Origin of the sequence: Streptomyces sp. NPDC059524 (genome assembly GCF_042749255.1) — a bacterium.
In the GTDB taxonomy this organism is placed as follows: Bacteria; Actinomycetota; Actinomycetes; order Streptomycetales; family Streptomycetaceae; genus Streptomyces; species Streptomyces xanthii.
Genome location: NZ_JBHYTK010000031.1, coordinates 12,800 through 31,245 on the forward strand (window position 1 = coordinate 12,800; position 18,446 = coordinate 31,245).

The window sequence follows — 18,446 nt, forward strand, 5'->3', positions numbered from 1 at the left end:
ACCCCGGGTCCACACCGGGCCGACGACCGGCACGGGCCGCCCGGCGCCCCCCCACCGCGCGGGGGGGCGGGCCCGCCTCCTTGCCGGGCTCACCTTCCCGGCCCGGAACGCGGCGGCACACGGCGGGCTATCCTCCGCCCATGCGCACACAGTTCACCGGCTGGCCCGAGCAGGCCATGGACGTGTTGTGGCAGCTCCAGGGCGAACCGACCCACGCGACCCGCGAGCATTGCCGCGCGGACCGCGAGCGTCTGGTCCGGCAGCCGATGATCGCCCTGCTCAACGAGGTCGCGGACGCCGACCCCCGGTACGAGGACTTCTCCGTCTGGCACTACCGCACGGGGCTCCTGGTGGTGGCAGAACCAGAGCGCGGTGATCCGGCTCGGCCGCAAGATCGAGATCAACCTCCGCTTCTCCCTGGACGGCCTGTGGATCCAGGGCGCCTGGTGGTACCCCGACCCCGGCCAGGTGGACGCGTTCCGCAAGGCCGTGGCCGCCGAGGGGAGCGGCCGCGAACTGTCCGCCCTCGTCGAGGAGCTGCGGGGGAAGGGCTACGACATCGGCGGGGACGTGATGAAGCGTCCTCCGCGCGGATATCCGACGGACCATCCCCGTACGAACCTCCTGCGCCACCGCTCCCTGACGGCGGCTCGCCCCCTCGGCGGCGAGGAATGGGTGCACACGCCTGAGGCGGCCGACCGGGTCCTCGCGGTCGCAGCCGACCTGGACGCTCTGCTGACGTGGCTGGTCCGCCACGTGAAGAGTGCCGCCTGACACCGAGAGGCGAGCCGGAAACACGCCCGCTCCCTGACCCCCGTCCGGCCCCTCCGGGCCGGCCCCCAGGCTCGACCGGCACTCAGGCAATGCGATACCCCGCCCTCCCTACGCTCGGATTCCGTCACCCGTGCGCCATCTGAAGGGAACGACCATGGGCGAGGCCAAGGAACGCATCGCGGAGCTCGTCCGTGAGTACCACGAGGAGAAGACCCCCGGCCCCTTCCAGCCCGGTGTCACCCCGGTCCAGGTCTCCGGGGCCGTGCTCAGCGCGGACGACCGGCTGGCCCTGGTCTCGGCCGCCCTGGACATGCGCATCGCGGCCGGCACCAGCTCGCGCCGCTTCGAGCGGGACTTCGCCCGGTTCATCGGCACCCGCAAGGCGCATCTGACCAACTCGGGCTCCTCCGCGAACCTGCTGGCGCTCAGCTCCCTGACCTCCCCCCAGTTGCAGGAGCGGCGCCTGAAGCCGGGCGACGAGGTCATCACGGTGGCCGCGGGCTTCCCCACCACCGTCAGCCCGATCCTCCACAACGGCCTGGTGCCCGTGTTCGTGGACGTCGAGATGGGCACGTACAACACCACCCCCGAGCGGATCGCGGCGGCCATCGGCCCCCGGACGCGGGCGATCATGATCGCCCACTCCCTGGGCAACCCCTTCCAGGTGGAGGAGGTGGCCCAACTAGCCGAGGAACACGAGCTGTTCCTCGTGGAGGACAACTGCGACGCCGTGGACTCCACCTACCGCGGCCGGCGCACCGGCTCCTTCGGCGACCTCTCGACCACGAGCTTCTACCCGGCGCACCACATCGCCATGGGCGAGGGCGGCTGCGTGCTGACCAGCAACCTGGCCCTGGCCCGGATCGTGGAGTCCTTCCGCGACTGGGGAAGGGACTGCTGGTGCGAGCCGGGCGAGGACAACCGGTGCATGAAGCGCTTCGACCAGCAGATGGGGAAGCTGCCGCACGGCTACGACCACAAGTACATCTTCTCCCACGTGGGTTACAACCTGAAGGCGACGGACCTCCAGGCCGCCCTGGGCCTGAGCCAGCTCCAGCGGATCGAGGAGTTCGGCGCGGCCCGGCGCCGCAACTGGCGCCAACTGCGCGAGGGCCTGGAGGGGCTGCCCGGCCTGCTGCTGCCGGAGGCGACCCCGGACAGCGACCCGAGCTGGTTCGGCTTCCTGATCACCGTGGACCCGGACGCCTCCTACTCCCGCGCGGCGCTGGTGGACTTCCTGGAGTCCCGCCAGATCCACACCCGCCGCTTCTTCGCCGGGAACCTCACCCGGCACCCCGCCTACGCCGAGCGGCCGCACCGGATCGCCGAGCCGCTGGTCAACAGCGATCTGATCACCGATCAGACCTTCTGGATCGGCGTCTACCCGGGGCTGACCGAGGAGATGCTGGACTACGTGATCTCCACGATCCGCGAGTTCACCACCCGGCCGTGACCTCCGGGGCCCGTCAGCCGTCACCCGGGCCCGGCATCCGGCCCGCCGTCCCCGACCGCAGTCGACACGCAGAAGACCGAGACCGCCGTCGCGGCGGTCCGCACGCTACGGAGAGCAGCCATGATTGACGTACAGCACGCGGTTCAGGGGCGGATTCCGGGCCGCGAGACGGGACCAGGGTCCGGTCCGGCACCGCTGCTGGCGGTCACCGGGCAGGGCGGTCGCCGCCCGATGAAGGGGATCATCCTGGCCGGCGGCAGCGGGACCCGACTGCGCCCCCTGACCGGCACGGTCTCCAAGCAGCTGCTCCCGGTCTACGACAAGCCGATGATCTACTACCCGCTGTCGGTGCTGATGCGCGCCGGGATCCGCGACATCCTGATCATCTCCTCCCGCAACCACCTGGAGATGTTCCGCTCCCTCCTCGGCGACGGCTCCCACCTGGGCATCGAGCTCAGCTACGCCCAGCAGGACGAGCCGCGCGGCATCGCGGAGGCGTTCCTGATCGGCGAGAAGCACATCGGCGACAGCCCGGTGGCGCTGATCCTCGGCGACAACGTCTTCCACGGTGCCGGGTTCTCCACCACGATCGCGCAGGCCGCGGCCCGGCTCGACGGCTGCGAGCTGTTCGGCTACCCGGTCAACGACCCGGAGCGCTACGGAGTCGGCGAGATCGACGCGGAGGGCCGGCTGCTGTCCCTCGTGGAGAAGCCGGTCAAGCCACGCTCCAACCTGGCCGTCACCGGCCTCTACCTGTACGACAACGACGTCGTGGAGATCGCCGCCGGGCTGACCCCCTCGGCCCGCGGCGAGCTGGAGATCACCGACGTCAACCAGGCGTACCTGGCGCAGGGGAGGGCCCGGCTCACCGAACTGGGCCGCGGCTTCGCCTGGCTGGACATGGGCACCCACGACTCCCTCCTCCAGGCCGGCCAGTACGTCCAGCTGCTCGAACAGCGCCAGGGCGAACGGATCGCCTGCGTCGAGGAGATCGCCCTGCGCATGGGGTTCATCGACCACGAGCAGTGCCACGCCCTGGGCCGCGACCTGGGCGACTCCGGATACGGCAACTACGTGCGGGAGCTCGCCCGCAGGGCCGCGGCGACCGCGGCGGCCGAATCCTCCTCGGCCGCCTGAGCACCGACGGACACCACCACCCCGCCCTGCCCGTCGTCCCCCTCACACGTCCTCCTGAAAGGCTTCCCCGCTGATGCGTGTCCTGGTCACCGGAGGTGCGGGCTTCATCGGCTCGCACTTCGTCAGAGAGCTGCTGTCCGGCACCTACCCGAGCCTGGAGCCCACCCGGGTGGTGGTGCTGGACGCGCTCACCTACGCCGGCAACCGCGCCAACCTCGACCCGGTGGCCGCCGACCCGCGCCTGGAGTTCGTGCAGGGGGACATCTGCGACGCCCCGCTCGTCGCCCGGCTCTTCGCCGGCACCGACCTGGTGGTCCACTTCGCCGCCGAATCCCACGTGGACCGCTCCATCGAGGACGCCTCGGCCTTCGTGCACACCAACGTCCTCGGCACACAGACCCTGCTGCAGGAGGCCGTACGGGCCGGCGTGGGCCGCTTCGTCCACGTGTCCACCGACGAGGTGTACGGATCCATCGAGACCGGCTCCTGGGACGAGGAGGAACCGCTGCTGCCCAACTCCCCCTACGCGGCGTCCAAGGCCTCCTCCGACCTCATCGCGCTCGCCGTCCACCGCACCCACGGCCTCGAGGTCTGCGTGACCCGCTGCTCCAACAACTACGGGCCCTACCAGTTCCCCGAGAAGGCCATCCCTCTCTTCACCACCAACCTGGTCGACGGCCTCGACGTCCCCCTCTACGGAGACGGCGGCAACAGCCGGGACTGGCTGCACGTGGACGACCACTGCCGCGGCATCGCCCTGGTCGCCGCCAAGGGCCGCCCCGGCGAGATCTACAACATCGGCGGCGGCACCGAACTGACCAACCGTGAGCTCACCGGGCGGCTGCTCGAGCTGTGCGGGCGCGACATCTCGGCGGTGCGACAGGTCGCGGACCGGGCCGCGCACGACCGCCGCTACTCGGTGGACATCACCAAGATATCCACGGAGCTCGGCTACGCCCCCCAGGTCCCGTTCGACCAGGGCCTGGCCGACACCGTGGCCTGGTACCGCGACAACCGCGCCTGGTGGGAGCCGCTCAAGGCCCGCACCGCACAGGAGCGGGCGGCGGGCAGCCGTGCGCATTGACGAGACCGGCATCCCCGGCACCTGGCGGATCTCTCCCGAACCGCTCGGCGACGAGCGCGGCCGCTTCTTCGAAGCCGCCAAGGAGAGCGTGCTGACCGCCGGGACCGGCCTGCCGTTCACCGTCCGCCAGGTCAACAACTCGGTCTCCCACCGGGGCGTCCTGCGCGGCCTGCACTGCAACGACGTACCCGCCGACGCGAGCAAACTGGTCACCTGCGTGCGCGGCTCGGTCCTCGACGTCATGGTCGACCTGCGCGTGGGCTCCCCCACCTTCGGCCGCTACCAGGCGACCCGGCTGTCGGCCGACGAGGGCACCGCCCTCTACATGCCCGGCAGCATCGGCCACGCCTTCCTCGCCCTGGAGGACGGCACCTGCGTGAACTACCTGCTGTCCGCCGAGTACGTGCCCGGCGCCATGGTCGACATCGACGCCCTCGACCCCGAACTGGGGATCCCCTGGGAGCTCGACGGACCACCCGTGCGCTCCGCCAAGGACGCGGCCGCCCCGTCCCTCGCCGAGGCCCTCGCCTCCGGCCGGCTGCCGCACTTCACACCGGCGCGCCCCGCGAAGGAGGCGCTGTCCCATGCCCGCTGACACCACCGTCTCCACGACCCGGGTCGGCCTGCTGGGCTGCGGGGACATCGCCGCCCGCCGCACCCTGCCCGCCCTCCTGCGCGTCCCCGGAGCGGAACTGGCCGCCGTCGCCGCCCGCGACCCGGCCCGGGCCGCGGCCTTCGGCGCCCGCTTCGACGCCCCGGCTGCCGCCTCGTACGAGGAACTGCTGGCCCGCACCGACATCGACGCGGTCTACCTGTGCCTGCCGACGCTGCTGCACGCCCGCTGGGCCGAGAAGGCGCTCCGGGCCGGCAAACACGTACTCGTGGAGAAGCCCCTGGCGGCCTCCGGCGCGGACGCCGAACGGCTGTTCAGGCTGGCCGGCGAGCGCGGCCTGGTCCTGCTCGAGAACTTCATGTTCCTCCACCACGGCACCCAGCGTCAGGTCGCCGCCCTCCTGAAGTCCGGGGCGCTCGGCGAGATCCGCGCGGTGTCGGCCGCGTTCACCATCCCGCCGCGCCCCGCCGGCGACCAACGGCTGGACCCGCGGCTGGGTGGCGGGGCGCTCCTCGACAACGGGGTGTACCCGCTGCGAGCGGCACTGCGGTTCCTGGGCACCGGGCTGACGGTGGCGGGCGCGAGCCTGCGCGACAGCCGAGAGCACGGGGTGGACCTGTCCGGCGCGGCACTGCTGACCGCCCCCGGCGGAGCGGTCGCACAGATCCGGTTCGGCATGGAGCACCACTACCGGTCCTGGTACGAGATCCAGGGCAGCCAGGGCACTCTGTCGGTGGACCACGTGTACACCACGGCGCCGGGGCACGCACCGGTGATCCGGCTGGGGGAGGGCACCGAGCAGCGCGAGATCACCGTCCCCGCCGAGGACCACTTCGAGGCGGTGTGGCGGTTCCTCGCCGCCGCCGTGCGCGGGGAGGAAACGGTGCGGCCCGGCCTGCGCCTCCTCTCGGCGGAGTCGGTGGCGCAGGCCGGGCTGCTGGACACGGTGCGCGACGCGGCGGTGCGGGTCCCGGTCTGAGACCCGGCCGCCGGCTCAGCGGGACAGGGCGGCGCTCTCCGCGAACTGCTTGGCGTGGTGGAGCGTCGCACCGCTGTTGCGGCCCAGCGCCTCCCGGACGTGACGGCGGGCCTGCGCGAGGTCGACCCCAGCGCCGAGCGCCCCCTCGACTGCCTCCTCGCACAGCACCACGCTGTGCTGGGAGGTGACGGTCAGTCCGCCGCCGTCGGCGGGACGGACGGTCCAGCAGCCGGTGTGCGCGGTCATCAGGGCGGGCGTCGCGGTCTGCTTGTAGACGATCCGCAGGTCCTCGGGGAAGCACACGCGCACGGACTCGGTGGTGTGGGCCGAGCCGTCGGCGGTGCGCGTGTTCATGGTCATGACCTGCACACCCGGCTCGTCCTCGGTGAGTTCGAGGCGGTCCACGTGCGGCAGGCGCTCCGGCCACAGGTCCGCCCGGTGGAGGAAGTCGTAGACCCGCTCCGCAGGACCGTCGACGTGGACGGAGTCCTCGAAGACGACGACGCGCTCGTCCAGGCGGGCCCAGCCGGCGGCCAGGGTGCACAGGTTGCCCAGTTCGGCACGGCTGTTCGTGTCGATGGCCCGCTCGACCCACTCCACGTCCTCGCGGCGGTCGTCGGCCACGGTGAAGTCGTGGAGCAGGGTCAGCAAGGAGCGCTCCGGCCCGAGTTCTGTGACGATCCAGGTGCCGCCCACCGTCTCCACCGGGGCCGCCGGAACCTCCTGGCGGAACTCGATACGGCGGGCCACCGGGTCCAGGACCCGGCGCGAGGTCCAGGACTTCACCTGGCCGTTGGCCGTGGCCCACATGCGCAGCCGCTCGGTGTCACCGGTCGACTCCAACTGTTCGACCTGCACGTTCGGCGGGAGGTACAGCGGCCATCGGGAGGTGTCCGCGATCAGCCGGTACACCACGTCCGCGGGGGCGTCGGTCTCCGCCTCGTGCACGGTGCGGTGCACCCGCCCGTCGCGCTGCTCGTTCACCATCGAAAGTCTCTTTCCGGGTCGGGGGCGGTGTCTCGGGTGCGGCCCGCAGGCCGGGGTCACAGCGCGGAGGGCGCCTCGTCGTCGAACCAGCACGAGCGGCGCCGGAACGGGGTGCCGGGCAGGTGGGCGCGCGGCGGCAGGTCCCGGTCCTTCCACAGCACCTGCCAGTCCGGTGTGCCGCCGTCCTCCCACGCACGGGCGATCCCGTCGGCGGGCGGCCGGTGCGTGCCCTCGGCCACGGCCGTGAGCGCGGTGCGCAGGGACTCCTCGTCGGACACGACGAGGGCCCTGCGGTGCTTCATGTGCCGCCGCCCGTGCTGGAGCGTCCAGGCCAGCGAGTCCAGCGCCGGGGCGTCCGTGCCGTCGAGCGTGCGCAGCAGACGGCCGGCCAGCAGGGCGACCGCCTCGTCGCTGCCCGCCGAGAGCGGGACGATCTCCTCGTCCGCCGCCACGCGGGGGCCTGCGGTCCGGCGCGGCGCCTCCTCGACCACCGCGTGGGACAGCGAACCGCCGAGCCCGAAGGCGTTGACGGCGCCGATGCGCGGGACGTCGCCGGCGGGCCACGGCAGGTTCTCCACGGGGATGCCCAGGGGCGCGTCGCCGACCGGCAGGGACGCGTCGGCCGTGCCGAGACCGGCGATGCGGGGGATGGTGCCCTCCTGCAGGGCGAGCACCGTCTTGACGATGCCGATCAGTCCGGCCGCACCCTCCAGGTGCCCGATGTTGGCCTTGACGGACCCCACCCACAGCTTCCCGTCCGGACCCGCCGCCGGGCCCCGGTCCGCGGGTAGCAGCCGGGCCAGGGCGGCGATTTCGGTGGCGTCGCCGCCCCGGGTGCCGGTGCCGTGCGCCTCCAGGTGCCCGAGGTCGCGCGGGGTGAGTCCGGACGCGGCCAGGGTGCGCTCCACCAGGGAGATCTGAGAGTCCTGGTCGGTGCCGGTCAGCCCGCCGCCGCGCCCGTTGTGGGCGCTGCCCACGGAGCGGATGACGGCGTGGACGGGGTCGCCGTCGGCGAGCGCCGCGTCCAGTGTCTTGAGCAGCAGGCAGGCCCCGCCCTCCCCGCGCAGGTAGCCGTTGCGGGTCTCGCTGAAGGGCACCGAGTCGCCGGTGGGGGACAGGGCGCCGCCGAGGTAGGCGTTGGTGGCGTAGTAGCCGGCGCTGAACAGGTTCGGGGAGCCGACGAGTGCCATCGGGTAGTCGCCGGACCGCAGTCCCTGCACGGCGAAGCCGAGCGCGGACAGGCCGGCCGAGCAGGCCGAGTCGATGACCATGCTGGGGCCCGTCCAGCCGAACTGGTACGAGACGCGGTTGGCGAGGAACGCCATCATCGTGCCGGGGAACGCGGCGCCGTCGGCGCGCTTGCCCCGGGCGAGCATCCGCTCGCCGTAGTCGGACATGAAGGCGCCCGCGAAGACGGCGACGGGCTCGCCCGCCAGGGACTCGGGGTCCAGGCCCGCGTTCTCCACGGCGTGCCAGGCCAGTTCGAGCATCAGCCGGTGCTGCGGGTCCATGAAGGCCGCCATGCGGGGGGCGATGCCGAAGAAGCGGGCGTCGAAGCCGTCGACGGAGTCCAGGAGGAAGGCGCGCGGGGTGTTGGCCTCGGCGACCTGTTCGTCCAGCCCGTACCAGCGGTCCGCCGGTACGTCCCGCAGCCGCCGCTCGGCGCGGGACGCGAGGTCCCAGAACTCGGTGAGGGTCTCGGCACCGGAGGTGCGGCAGGACATGCCGATGACGGCGATCGGGGTGTCCGTGTGAGTACTCATGCGGCGGCCCCCCGGTCGTCGCGGGCCGGTCCGCCGGCCGTGCCGGCGAGGCGCTGGCCGTGCAGGCCGCGGATGCGGCGCCTGGCCTCCTCGCCGAGGATCGTCTCCTCGTGGTCGGGGATCTCCCGCTCCAGGGCGGCCTCGGCCTCGGCGAGCACGGTGCGCACGAGCTGGGACTTCATCAGTTCCATCGCGGGGCGCGGGGCCTGGGCGGCCTGCAGGGCGATCCGGTGCGCCTCGGCGGCCACCGCCTCGGGAGCGGTGATCTTCATCCCGGCGCCGCGGTCGCGCAGTTCGCGCCCGGTGTAGCTGCGGCTGGTGTAGATCATCTCGGCGCCCAGCGCCCGGCCGAACGCGGCGGGGAGCATGTGGCTGGCTCCGAGGATCGAGGTGAAGCCGAAGGCGAGGAAGTTCATCGCGTAGCGGGAGCGCTCGTTCAGGACGGCGACGTCGCAGTACAGGGCGAGCAGCAGGCCGCCGCCGAGCGCGTGGCCCTGGACGGCGGCGATCACCGGGACGGGACAGTCGGCGATCGCCCGCATCATCTCCCAGAGTTCGACGACGCGCTGCTCGTGGGTGCCGAGCATGCGTTCGGTGGTGCCGCCCGCGCTGAAGACACCGGGAGCACCTTCCAGGACGACGGCCCGGACGGCGGGGTCGGCGGCGGCCGCACGCAGTGCGGCGATCAGCCCGGCGCGCAGCTCGGGCGTGAACCGGTTGCTGCCTGCCTCGTCGCACAGCCGCACGGTGGCGACCGGCGCCTCGACGTGCAGCTCGACGGGCCCGTACACAAGTGTGGTCACGGTATTAGTCCTTGCCGGTGAAAGGTGTCCAGCCGCTCACGCACCCGCTGGTCGCCGAGGCGTTCCGCGACGACGCGCACCGAGCGGTCGGCGTGGCCCTCGTCGAGGGGGTACAGCTCGCGGCGATAGCGCTTGAGTGCGCGGACGGCGCCGGGGTCGGCGGCCCGCAGTCGTCGCAGCAGCAGTTGGAGTTCGCGGCGGCAGTCCTCGGTGCGCCGGTCGGCGAGACCCAGGGAGGCGGCCTCGTCGGCGGCCAGTTCCTCGGCGCCGAGGGCCATCGCGTAGGCCCGGTGGCGGCCGACGCGTTCGGCGACGGTCGGGAGGATCACGGCCGGGACGAGGCCGAGCAGGACCTCGGTCATCCGGAAGCTCGCGCCGGGTCCCGCCACGACGTGGTCGCAGGCCGCGGCGAGGCCGACGCCGCCGCCGGTGGCCACCCCGTCGACGACGGCGACGGTGACCAGGGGCGAGTCGGTGAGCCTGCGCAGCAGGTCGTGCACGGCGGTGAGCCGGGGCCGCCAGTCGGCCTGGTCGAGGTCGCCGAGCGCGATGCCGGAGCAGAACGTGTCGCCGGTGGCGTCGATGACGAACACCGTCGCGGAGTGGGTCCGTTCGGCCTGCTCCAGGGCGCCGGCCAGCTCGCCGAGCAGCTCGTCGTCGAGGCGGTTGCGGGTGGCGGGGCTGTCCAGGGTGGCCCGGACGACGGGTGGCCGCTCCGTGTCGACGCGGACCCGGGCGGCCGCGCCGGAGGCCGTCACCGCCATTCGTACCGCCTGATGTAGTCCTCGACCCCGGCCAGCACGAGCAGCTTGCCGTGGTCGCGGAACGGGGCGAGGTAGGCGTCCGCCGCGTCCAGGTCGATCTCGCGGTGCGGCCGGGGCACCAGGATGCGGCGGGTGACCGGCAGCATCTCCTCGTACTCGGCGAAACTCAGGTCCCGCCGCAGCCCGAGCCGTTCGGCCGTGGCCGTCTTGCCGACGATCTCCTTGGCGCCGGGCATGACGGTCGCGCCGAAGAACTCCGAGGCGCAGCCGGAGCCGTACGAGAACATGCCGAGGCGCGAGCCCTCCAGGCGCTCGGCGCTCTCGTGGTCGACGAGGCTGGCGAGCGCCAGCCAGATCGAGCCGGAGCACAGGTTGCCGATGGAGCGGGCGTAGCGCAGGGACGGGACGACCCGGCGCTCGAAGTCCTCCGCGATCAGCTTGGGCGCGCGCGGCGCCTGTTCGCGCATCAGCTTGCGGTGGGCGGCCCGCACCATGCCGCCGAACGGGGTGTGCATCACCACGTGGTCGAAGGACTCGGCGAAGTCGGTGCCCGGAACGTTGTCGGCGTAGGCGCGGAAGCTGTCGGACAGACACTCCAGGTAGGCCAGGAGCGAGAGGTCCGGGTTGTACAGGTCGTAGTCCGGCGCGGGCCGGGCCGTGTCCATGACGTCGAAGCTGTTGAGGCCGTACGCGCCCGGGGTCAGGGCGAGCACGCCGGGACTGTCGCCCACGAGCAGCGCCACCGCGCCGTGCCCGGTGGTGGGCTCGGCGTACTTGGCGTACTCGTCCATCGGGTTGACGTCGGTCGCGATGATCAGCGCCTTGGCTCCGGGCCGCAGCCCCGCGCGCAGGTAGCCGGCCGCGAGCTGGAGGGCGCCCGTGGCGCCGTAGCACGCCTGCTTGACCTCCATGTAGCGGCACTGCCGGGACAGGCCGAGGTGGCCGTGCACCCAGGAGGCGAGCGACTTGCTGTGGTCGAGGCCCGACTCGCTGGAGGTGACGAGGAGTTCGATGGACCCGCGGTCCTCCTCGCTGAGCGCGTCCACGATCGGCTTGGCCGCGTTGACCGCGTTGGTGACCGAGTCCTCCCAGGGCAGCTGGACCGACCGCTCGTCCGTCATGAGGTTGCCGAAGCGGTCGGGGTCCAGGCCGCGGGCGTCGAACAGGGCCCGGGCGGAGATCTTCGCGACGCCCGCGTACACGTTCAGGGCCTCGATGCCGATCCGCGCGGGCCCGGCCGTCGTGGCGGGGGTCATCGCGCGCCTCCCTGGCCGGACAGATGGGCGATCAGGCCCCCGATGTCGCGGATCTCGGCGAACCTGGAGACCCGCTCGCGGCTGCCGAGCCGGTGGCAGAGCGTCGTGATGATCTCGACGCGGTCGACCGAGTCCGCGCCCAGGTCCGCCAGGCTGCGCTCGTCCAGGACCTCCTGGGCGGGCACGTCCGGCAGGATCTCGGCGATGACCTCCACCAGGACGGATCGGACGGTCGCCGGATCGGCGGCGACGGGCGCGGTCATGACTCCTCCACCAGTTGCTGGACGGAGCAGACGGCCAGCAGCCGTCCGCTCTCGGACTCCCGGACCGAGACCTCGGCGATCTCCTCGCCCGGCACGGTGTCGCTGCGCCACAGCGTCACCGTCAGGGTGAGCTCGGCGTCGGCGTCGGCGTTCCCGAAGTAGCCCATGCGGTGGTCGAGGACGGTCCGCCTGCTGAACGCGGCCGGGTCCCGGTGCAGGGAGCGCCACTGGCGCAGCAGCGCCGTGTCGACGATGGAGAAGTAGGACGCGAAGTACATGAGCCCGGCGCCGTTGAGGTCGCGCACCCGGTCCAGGGTGTACGTCGTGGTGTACGGCTGAGCGGCCGTGTGGCCGGGGATCCCGTGTTCGTGGAAGGTGCCCGTCTTGCGGGCCCGGCCGCAGGAACCGCGCGGCGAGTACTCCTGCGGCAGCTGCGGCAGGTGCTCGTGCCGGAATCCGGCGGGTGACGCCTCGACGAGACCCGTGTTGCTGTCCGGGTGCGAGCGGGAGATCCAGCGGTTGTAGTTCTCCACGTACAGGCAGTCCTCGCGCCGCTCCTCGTGGAGCTCCCGCGGATCGAGGACCTCCGCCGGCCCGAACGTGCCGGGACGGGAGAGGCGGTGCAGGGTCATCACCGACTGGGGCCCGAAGTCGAAGACCCGCGAGGTGACGTCGAACTCGTCGCCGAACCCGATGCCGTACGGATGGACCTGACGGCTGCCGCGCACCCGGAAGTAGTAGAAGGACAGGTAGGTGGGGTGGCCGTCGGCGCTGCGGGCCGCGTACACGTTGGTGCCGCTCGCGGCCTTGACCGCCTCCCACGTCCAGTCACCCAGCTGTCCGAAGAACAGGGACCCGGCTCCGCACATGCCCGGTGCCACCGTGACCCGCCGGGTCAGGGAGGACGTGTCGAGGAGCGCCGGGTCGCTCAGCCGGCCGGTGGGGCTCATTTGGCGTTCGCCACCAGGTCCGCCACCCGGCCGCTCACGTACGCGCTGAGCTGGTTGACCGTGGGGTGGTCGTAGACCGTGTCGAGGATCTCCTCCAGGCCGTACTTGGTGTTGACGAAGGCGACCAGTTCCACGCCCAGGACGGAGTCCAGGCCGAGGTCCGCGAAGGTGGCGTCGTCGTCGATCTCCTCGATCTCGCAGTAGAGGATGCCGGCCAGGTGCGGCCGCAGTTCGTCGCGGATCGAGTCGGCACTCACCAGGGTCGTCATTCGCTCTCTCCTCAACCTCTTCGACTCGCTGTGCGAGCAATCTCGGGCCAGGCTAGGAAAGGCGTCTCGGGAGCCGCTGGAGCTGTCCTCGAGGGCTGGGGCAGGAACCCGAGCAGGGTGAGCAGGCTGCGCGCCTCGACATTGAGGTGGCTGCCGTACCGCACGAAGTCCATCAGCTGGCGCACCGTCATCCACACGAACCCCGGGGGCGCCTCGAGCGGGAAGTCCTCCTCGGCCTCGACCAGCAGGTAGCGGTTGCGGGCGTGGTGGAAGCGGCCGCCCTCCTCGGACTGGACGGCGTCGAAGCGGATCCGGTCCGCACCGGCGGCCAGGACGAGGTCCAGGAACGGGGGCCGCGCGGTCGTCCCCGGCCCCGAGCCGTCGGCGGCGGCGTAGTCGGCGGGCTGGCACTGCACGGTGGGCGCCATCTCGACGCGGTCCAGCGCCCCGGTCTCGACGCGTGCCTGCACCAGCAGGTGCAGCACCCCCCTGACCCGTCGGGCGACGAACGCGACGACGCCCTGGCTGCGCGGCGCGATCATGGGCTGCGACCAGCCGGAGACCTCGCGGTTCGACGCCTCCACCCGCAGGCCGATCACCTTGAAGTGCCGGTCCTCGTCATGGACGACGGCGCCGTCGCGCAGCGACCAGCCCGTCGTCCGCGCCAGCGGCACGAGCCGCCGCTCGAGGGTGCAGTGCGCCTTCGCCTCGGTGAACCAGCTCAGCAGCTCGGCGGTGGTGTGCAGCGCCGCGCGCCCCGGCTGCCAGGACGCGGCGAGCGCACCCTCGAAGCCGTCCTCGCCGGGGACGCCCGCCGGCCGGCGCAGCCGGGTCGCACCCGACAGGACGGTACGGGTGTCCATGTTCACCAGGTCGTCGGTCTGCAGGAGTTCGGCGATCTGCTCGAAACTCAGCCAGCAGAAGTCGTCCAGGACCGGGACGTCCTCCTGCGTCCGCACGATCATGTTGCGGTTGCGCTTGGCGAGGAACCAGGACGCCTGCTCCGACTGGAGGGCGTCGAAGAGGATCTCACCGCTGCGCGGCACGAGGAAGTGCTCCAGATACGGAACGGGCCGGCCGCCGTGCACCCGGGTGTAGTTGCTCTTCGTCGCCTGGACCGTCGGCGACAACTGCACCAGATTCTTGTTTCCCGGCTCCATCTTCGCCTGGAGCAGGCAGTGCGGAACGCCGTCGAACTCCTTCACCAGGATTCCGAGAATTCCGTGTTCCGGCTGCACGATGATCGGCTGCTGCCAGGAATCGACCGCCCGTCCCGAGTCCGTCACCTCCAGTCCCCGGACGGAGAAGAAGCGACCGCTGCGGTGCACCAGATTTCCGGACCCCTCCTCGAAGGACCAGCCGTCCAGGCGGTCCAGGGGAGTCTCGGTGACCTTGTAGGAATTGGCCGCGCACCGTTGCTCGAACCAGCGATGGAATTCCGATATGTCGGAGAACATGGGGGCCTCCAGAGGATGTCTTCCGGGAACTTTCGACAGGACGCAGAGCCCGACCGGTTCGCGAGAACGGTTCGAGTCGGCTGCGAGCCCGAAAATAAAGAATGTCGAGCGTCAAATGGCATGCACGGGCGAGGAGTTGATCCCATTGACCATCGATGTGACCGAAGCCGCGGGGGCGGTCCAGGGGGAGTGCGCACCGGCCTTCGCCGAGGTCGCGCGGGCGTTCGCGGAGAACTTCCGCGACGGCTCGCAGACCGGGGCGGGCGTGAGCGTCTACCACCGGGGACGCGAGGTGGTCTCCCTGTGGGGCGGGGTCGCCGACGAGGCCACCGGCCGCCCCTGGCAGCGCGACACGCTCGCCGTGCTGGCCTCGCCGACCAAGTCGGTCGCCGCCGGCGCGCTGTACGTCCTTCTCGAGCGGGGCGTGGTGGAACTGGACGCCCCGATCGCCCGCTACTGGCCGGAGTTCGCCGCCGCGGGCAAGGAGTCGGTCACCCTTCGCATGCTGCTCGCCCAGCGGACCGGCGTGGTGGCACTGGACCACACACCGATCACCTACGAGCGGCTGCGCACCGGCCGGCCCGTCGTCGAGGCCCTGGCCGCGGCCCGCCCCGAGTGGGAGCCGGGCACCGCGCACGGCTACCACGCCATGACCTTCGGCCACATCGTCAGCGAGGTCGTGCTGCGCACCACGGGCCGCACCGTCGGTGAGTTCCTCGCCGAGGAGATCGCCGGCCCGCTGGGGCTGGACTGCTGGATCGGACTGCCCGAGGCCGAACTGCCCCGGCTGGCGACGATGCTGCCGTCCCAGGCCGAGTTCCTCATGGAAGGCGCCGGCGACGGTCCGGACACGAGCGGCCTGGCCGAGCTCCTCGCCGCGCTCGGCGACCCCACGTCGCTCACCTTCCGGGCGACCATCGGCAGCATGTCCTTCGACGCCGACACCGGCAACGACGCCAAGCGGGTCCGGCTGGAGAACGCCTCGTACGACGGCGTGGCCAACGCCCCCTCCCTGGCCCGCTACTTCGCCGCGCTGATCGGCGAGGTGGACGGGATCCGGCTGGCCGGGCCCGGCCTGGTCGACGAGATCCGCCGGGTGCACTCGGACGGCCCGTGCCGCACCATGCTCCTGCCGACCACGTGGGGACTGGGCGTGATGCTGCCCGACGGCCCGCTGTACCCGGCGTCCGCCGGACCGGCCGGCTCGTTCGGGCTGGCCGGGGCGACGGGCTCGTTCGCCTGCGCCGTCCCCGAGCGCGAACTCGCCTTCGCGTACGTGCCGAACGGCGGATCGCGGGTCATCGACCGGCTCGACCCGCGCGCCCGGCGCGTGGCGGAGGCGGTCCACCGGAGCGCGGCCGGGCTCTGAGACCGCGGCGCGCGTCCGGGCGGCTGCCGCCGAGCTACGCGGCGGCCCGCTCGGCGGCGTACGCACCGGCGTGCTCCAAAGTCTGCAGGCTGTTGCGGCGCAGCAGCTCCTGAACGGTCGCGCGAGCCTGGGCCGGGGTGGTCCCCTCGCCCAGGACCGACGCGACGGCCTCGGGGTCCAGCGCCACGTCGTGACGGATGGAGACGCGGGTGCGGTCACCGTCGGGGACGACGGTCCACACGCCGCCGTGGGCACGCAGCGGGCGGGGCACGGAGGTCTGCCGGAAGACGATGCGCTCGCCGGCGAAGCACAGCCGCACCGAACGGGAGGTGTGCACGGAGCCGTCCGGGGAGAGCGTGTCCATCTCCAGCGTCTGCTGCTCGACGCCCTCGCCCGCCCCGCTCGCCGGGGCGGTCTCGAGGTCGAGCCGGGTGACGTGCGGCAGACGCTCCGGCCACAGGTCGGCCCGGTGCAGGAACGCGTGGACGGCCTCTGCCGGGCCGTCGATCTCCACCTCGTCGGTGAAGGAGAACAGCAGGTCGCCGAGGTCCTCGGGACGCTCGGCCCAGTACCGCACCGCCGCCACCTCCTCCGAGTTGTGCCGCTCCAGGGCCTGCGCGAGGAAGGCCTCGGTCCGGGTGTCCGCCGGGTCGGTGAGCGTGTAGGCGTTGCCGAGCGTGATCCGGGTGGGCTCCTTCGTGCCCAACTCCTCGAAGCGCCAGGTGCCGGCGGCCGCGGACAGCGGCGGGGCCGGCCGTTCCTGCCGGAAGGAGACCCGCAGAGCGGCGTCGTCGGCCTGCCGGACCGAGGTCCACGAGCGCACGCTGTCGCCCGACAGGACCCACATGCGGAACCGGTCCCCGTCCGGGCCGGCGTCCAGCAGCTCGACGTGCAGGCACGGAGCGAACAGCAGGGGCCAGCGGGTCACGTCGGAGACGAGCCCGTAGGCCCGTGCCGCGGAGGCAGTGGTCGTGGCGGTGAGTTCCGCCAGGCGGTCGCCGGTGCCGGTCATCCAGGTCTCCAGACGGTTCGGGGCAGGTTCGGGGCAGTCGTCCTCCGCAATGTCGTGCAGGGGTCTCGATCCCTGCTCGACCCGGGATCGAGCCGCCCCGACCAGGCTCGGAACCTCCCAGAACGACTGGAGTCGCTGTCATGCGCATCTTGTTCACCGCATTCCCGGCCACGGCACACGTCCATCCGCTCGTTCCGCTCGCCTGGGCGCTGCAGAACGCGGGCCACGAGGTCCGGGTGGCCATCCACCCCGACACCGTGCACCTGGTCACCGAGGCGGGACTGCCCGCGGTGCCGCTCGGTTCCCGCGAGACGCTCGCCGACGCGGCGAAGTGGAACGACAACTTCGAGATGCTCTCCCAGCTGAGCGACGCCCTGTTCCTGGACACCGGCAACGCCCCGCAGTGGGAGCGCCAGTGGCAGGGCCTGTGCGGCATGCTGGGCACGTTCACGCCGATGCTGGACGACCTCGTGGACTTCTGCCGCGGATGGCAGCCCGACCTCGTGGTGTGGGACCCGTTCTGCGTGGCGGCGGGCGTCGCCGCGCGCGTCACCGGCGCCGCCCACGCCCGCTTCCTGTGGGGCCAGGACAACATCGGCTGGCTGCGCGCCAAGTCCCTGGAGGCGGGCGCCGGCCAGGACGGCACCCCGGACCCGGTGGACGCGCTGATGGCCCCGATGCTGGAGCGCTACGGGCTGGAGTACTCCGAGGACCTGCTGCTCGGCCAGTTCACCGTCGACACCATGCCGCAGGCCCTGCAACTGCCGCTGCCCGTGGACTACGCCCCGATCCGCCGGGTGTCGTACAACGGCAACACGGTGGCCCCGGCGTGGGTGCACCAGCGCCCCGAGAAGCCGCGCGTCCTGCTCACGCTCGGCATGGGCGGCCGCGGCCGCCAGCTCTTCGACGCGGCCGGGATCTCCTTCCCGCAGGTCGTGGAGGCGCTGGCCGAACTGGACGTCGAGGTGGTCGCCACCCTGCACAAGGCGATGCTGGACACCGTCACGTCCGTCCCCGACAACGTCCGGCTGACGGAGTACGTGCCGTTGGCGCAGGTGCTGCCGAGCTGCTCGGCCGTCATCCACCACGGCGGCGGCGGCACGTTCGCGGCGGCCGCGGCGGCCGCCGTCCCTCAGCTGATCGTGCCGATGTCGCTGTGGGGCGAGGCGATCACGGCCCGCTTCATGGCCGACCGGGGCGCCGGAACGGTCGTCGAGGCCGAGGACCTCGACACCGCGCTGCTGACCGAGCAGGTCACGCGGCTGCTGGAGGATCCCGCGTTCCGTACGGGAGCACAGGCACTGCGCGCAGAGATCAACCAGGCGCCGGGGCCTGCCGAGTTCGTCTCCGTGCTGGAGACGCTGACCACCAAGCACCGCCCGTGACCGGCCGCCGGCGCCCCGCCGCGGGGGGGGGGGGCCCGGGCGGCCCCCCCCCCCCCGCCGGGCCGGCGCGCGCCCGCGCCCGGCCCCGCGCGCCGCGCCCCGGCGCGGGGGGGCCGCCCCCCCGCGCG

General features: G+C 72.5%; 18 protein-coding genes. 8 read left to right on the plus strand and 10 right to left on the minus strand.

Annotated elements, in window-relative coordinates; translation table 11 throughout:
• The first annotated feature begins 372 nt into the window (after positions 1-372).
• The 6 genes from ACFW9D_RS11935 to ACFW9D_RS11960 all read left to right on the plus strand — a co-directional run bounded on the left by ACFW9D_RS11935 (position 373) and on the right by ACFW9D_RS11960 (position 6,040).
• The gene (locus ACFW9D_RS11935) at positions 373-774 is read left to right on the plus strand and encodes a DUF2461 family protein (RefSeq protein ID WP_384620697.1); all 402 of its coding nucleotides are present in this window, start codon (positions 373-375) and stop codon (positions 772-774) included.
• A 154-nt stretch (positions 775-928) separates the two neighbouring features.
• Positions 929-2,227, plus strand: coding sequence for a lipopolysaccharide biosynthesis protein RfbH (gene rfbH, locus ACFW9D_RS11940; protein ID WP_188341838.1), 1,299 nt, complete (start codon positions 929-931; stop codon positions 2,225-2,227).
• A gap of 231 nt (positions 2,228-2,458) precedes the next feature.
• Positions 2,459-3,364: a glucose-1-phosphate thymidylyltransferase RfbA gene (gene rfbA / locus ACFW9D_RS11945; protein WP_188342028.1), complete on the plus strand. Its 906-nt coding sequence runs from the start codon at positions 2,459-2,461 to the stop codon at positions 3,362-3,364.
• 73 nt (positions 3,365-3,437) lie between these two features.
• The gene (gene rfbB / locus ACFW9D_RS11950; protein ID WP_384620701.1) at positions 3,438-4,448 is read left to right on the plus strand and encodes a dTDP-glucose 4,6-dehydratase; all 1,011 of its coding nucleotides are present in this window, start codon (positions 3,438-3,440) and stop codon (positions 4,446-4,448) included.
• Complete coding sequence (locus ACFW9D_RS11955) at positions 4,438-5,043, plus strand: dTDP-4-dehydrorhamnose 3,5-epimerase family protein (RefSeq protein WP_384620704.1); 606 nt, start codon at positions 4,438-4,440, stop codon at positions 5,041-5,043. Before rfbB ends, ACFW9D_RS11955 begins: the two co-directional genes overlap by 11 nt.
• Complete coding sequence (locus ACFW9D_RS11960) at positions 5,033-6,040, plus strand: Gfo/Idh/MocA family protein (protein WP_384620707.1); 1,008 nt, start codon at positions 5,033-5,035, stop codon at positions 6,038-6,040. The genes ACFW9D_RS11955 and ACFW9D_RS11960 overlap by 11 nt, the downstream gene beginning before the upstream one ends.
• A 15-nt stretch (positions 6,041-6,055) precedes the next feature.
• Here ACFW9D_RS11960 and ACFW9D_RS11965 read toward each other — a convergent pair whose 3' ends face one another.
• The 9 genes from ACFW9D_RS11965 to ACFW9D_RS12005 are packed head-to-tail and all read right to left on the minus strand — an operon-like array spanning position 6,056 to position 14,552.
• A complete protein-coding gene (locus tag ACFW9D_RS11965; RefSeq protein WP_384620710.1) occupies positions 6,056-7,027 on the minus strand; it encodes an aromatase/cyclase in 972 nt (323 codons plus the stop codon).
• 56 nt (positions 7,028-7,083) lie between these two features.
• Complete coding sequence (locus ACFW9D_RS11970; protein WP_384620712.1) at positions 7,084-8,790, minus strand: beta-ketoacyl synthase N-terminal-like domain-containing protein; 1,707 nt, start codon at positions 8,788-8,790, stop codon at positions 7,084-7,086.
• Positions 8,787-9,593: a polyketide synthase gene (locus ACFW9D_RS11975; protein WP_384620715.1), complete on the minus strand. Its 807-nt coding sequence runs from the start codon at positions 9,591-9,593 to the stop codon at positions 8,787-8,789. Before ACFW9D_RS11975 ends, ACFW9D_RS11970 begins: the two co-directional genes overlap by 4 nt.
• Entirely contained in the window at positions 9,590-10,357 is a 768-nt protein-coding gene (locus ACFW9D_RS11980) for an enoyl-CoA hydratase/isomerase family protein (protein WP_384620718.1), read from the minus strand. Before ACFW9D_RS11980 ends, ACFW9D_RS11975 begins: the two co-directional genes overlap by 4 nt.
• Complete coding sequence (locus ACFW9D_RS11985; RefSeq protein ID WP_188341830.1) at positions 10,348-11,613, minus strand: hydroxymethylglutaryl-CoA synthase family protein; 1,266 nt, start codon at positions 11,611-11,613, stop codon at positions 10,348-10,350. The genes ACFW9D_RS11980 and ACFW9D_RS11985 overlap by 10 nt, the downstream gene beginning before the upstream one ends.
• Positions 11,610-11,876, minus strand: coding sequence for a phosphopantetheine-binding protein (locus ACFW9D_RS11990; RefSeq protein WP_188341829.1), 267 nt, complete (start codon positions 11,874-11,876; stop codon positions 11,610-11,612). The genes ACFW9D_RS11985 and ACFW9D_RS11990 overlap by 4 nt, the downstream gene beginning before the upstream one ends.
• Positions 11,873-12,826, minus strand: a complete 954-nt coding sequence (locus ACFW9D_RS11995; RefSeq protein ID WP_384620721.1) for an LnmK family bifunctional acyltransferase/decarboxylase — start codon at positions 12,824-12,826, stop codon at positions 11,873-11,875. The genes ACFW9D_RS11990 and ACFW9D_RS11995 overlap by 4 nt, the downstream gene beginning before the upstream one ends.
• Positions 12,823-13,095 carry an acyl carrier protein gene (locus ACFW9D_RS12000; protein ID WP_188341828.1) on the minus strand — a complete coding sequence of 91 codons (273 nt, stop codon included), beginning with the start codon at positions 13,093-13,095 and terminating at the stop codon, positions 12,823-12,825. The genes ACFW9D_RS11995 and ACFW9D_RS12000 overlap by 4 nt, the downstream gene beginning before the upstream one ends.
• Positions 13,096-13,106: 11 nt before the next feature.
• On the minus strand, positions 13,107-14,552 hold the full coding sequence (locus tag ACFW9D_RS12005; RefSeq protein ID WP_384620724.1) for an NDP-hexose 2,3-dehydratase family protein: 1,446 nt from the start codon (positions 14,550-14,552) through the stop codon (positions 13,107-13,109).
• A gap of 145 nt (positions 14,553-14,697) precedes the next feature.
• Between ACFW9D_RS12005 and ACFW9D_RS12010 the strand changes: the two genes are divergently transcribed.
• Entirely contained in the window at positions 14,698-15,921 is a 1,224-nt protein-coding gene (locus ACFW9D_RS12010; protein ID WP_384620727.1) for a serine hydrolase domain-containing protein, read from the plus strand.
• A gap of 34 nt (positions 15,922-15,955) precedes the next feature.
• Here ACFW9D_RS12010 and ACFW9D_RS12015 read toward each other — a convergent pair whose 3' ends face one another.
• The gene (locus ACFW9D_RS12015) at positions 15,956-16,933 is read right to left on the minus strand and encodes an aromatase/cyclase (RefSeq protein ID WP_384620730.1); all 978 of its coding nucleotides are present in this window, start codon (positions 16,931-16,933) and stop codon (positions 15,956-15,958) included.
• 140 nt (positions 16,934-17,073) lie between these two features.
• Between ACFW9D_RS12015 and ACFW9D_RS12020 the strand changes: the two genes are divergently transcribed.
• The gene (locus tag ACFW9D_RS12020) at positions 17,074-18,318 is read left to right on the plus strand and encodes a nucleotide disphospho-sugar-binding domain-containing protein (RefSeq protein WP_188341824.1); all 1,245 of its coding nucleotides are present in this window, start codon (positions 17,074-17,076) and stop codon (positions 18,316-18,318) included.
• Positions 18,319-18,446: the final 128 nt, after the last annotated feature.

Coding starts and splice junctions, on each gene's coding strand:
- rfbH (WP_188341838.1), top strand. CDS start 929: ATGGGCGAGGCCAAGGAACGCATCGCGGAGCTCGTCCGTGAGTACCAC.
- rfbA (WP_188342028.1), top strand. CDS start 2,459: ATGAAGGGGATCATCCTGGCCGGCGGCAGCGGGACCCGACTGCGCCCC.
- rfbB (WP_384620701.1), top strand. CDS start 3,438: ATGCGTGTCCTGGTCACCGGAGGTGCGGGCTTCATCGGCTCGCACTTC.
- ACFW9D_RS11960 (WP_384620707.1), top strand. CDS start 5,033: ATGCCCGCTGACACCACCGTCTCCACGACCCGGGTCGGCCTGCTGGGC.
- ACFW9D_RS11965 (WP_384620710.1), bottom strand. CDS start 7,027: ATGGTGAACGAGCAGCGCGACGGGCGGGTGCACCGCACCGTGCACGAG.
- ACFW9D_RS11970 (WP_384620712.1), bottom strand. CDS start 8,790: ATGAGTACTCACACGGACACCCCGATCGCCGTCATCGGCATGTCCTGC.
- ACFW9D_RS11980 (WP_384620718.1), bottom strand. CDS start 10,357: ATGGCGGTGACGGCCTCCGGCGCGGCCGCCCGGGTCCGCGTCGACACG.
- ACFW9D_RS11985 (WP_188341830.1), bottom strand. CDS start 11,613: ATGACCCCCGCCACGACGGCCGGGCCCGCGCGGATCGGCATCGAGGCC.
- ACFW9D_RS11990 (WP_188341829.1), bottom strand. CDS start 11,876: ATGACCGCGCCCGTCGCCGCCGATCCGGCGACCGTCCGATCCGTCCTG.
- ACFW9D_RS11995 (WP_384620721.1), bottom strand. CDS start 12,826: ATGAGCCCCACCGGCCGGCTGAGCGACCCGGCGCTCCTCGACACGTCC.
- ACFW9D_RS12000 (WP_188341828.1), bottom strand. CDS start 13,095: ATGACGACCCTGGTGAGTGCCGACTCGATCCGCGACGAACTGCGGCCG.
- ACFW9D_RS12005 (WP_384620724.1), bottom strand. CDS start 14,552: ATGTTCTCCGACATATCGGAATTCCATCGCTGGTTCGAGCAACGGTGC.
- ACFW9D_RS12015 (WP_384620730.1), bottom strand. CDS start 16,933: ATGACCGGCACCGGCGACCGCCTGGCGGAACTCACCGCCACGACCACT.
- ACFW9D_RS12020 (WP_188341824.1), top strand. CDS start 17,074: ATGCGCATCTTGTTCACCGCATTCCCGGCCACGGCACACGTCCATCCG.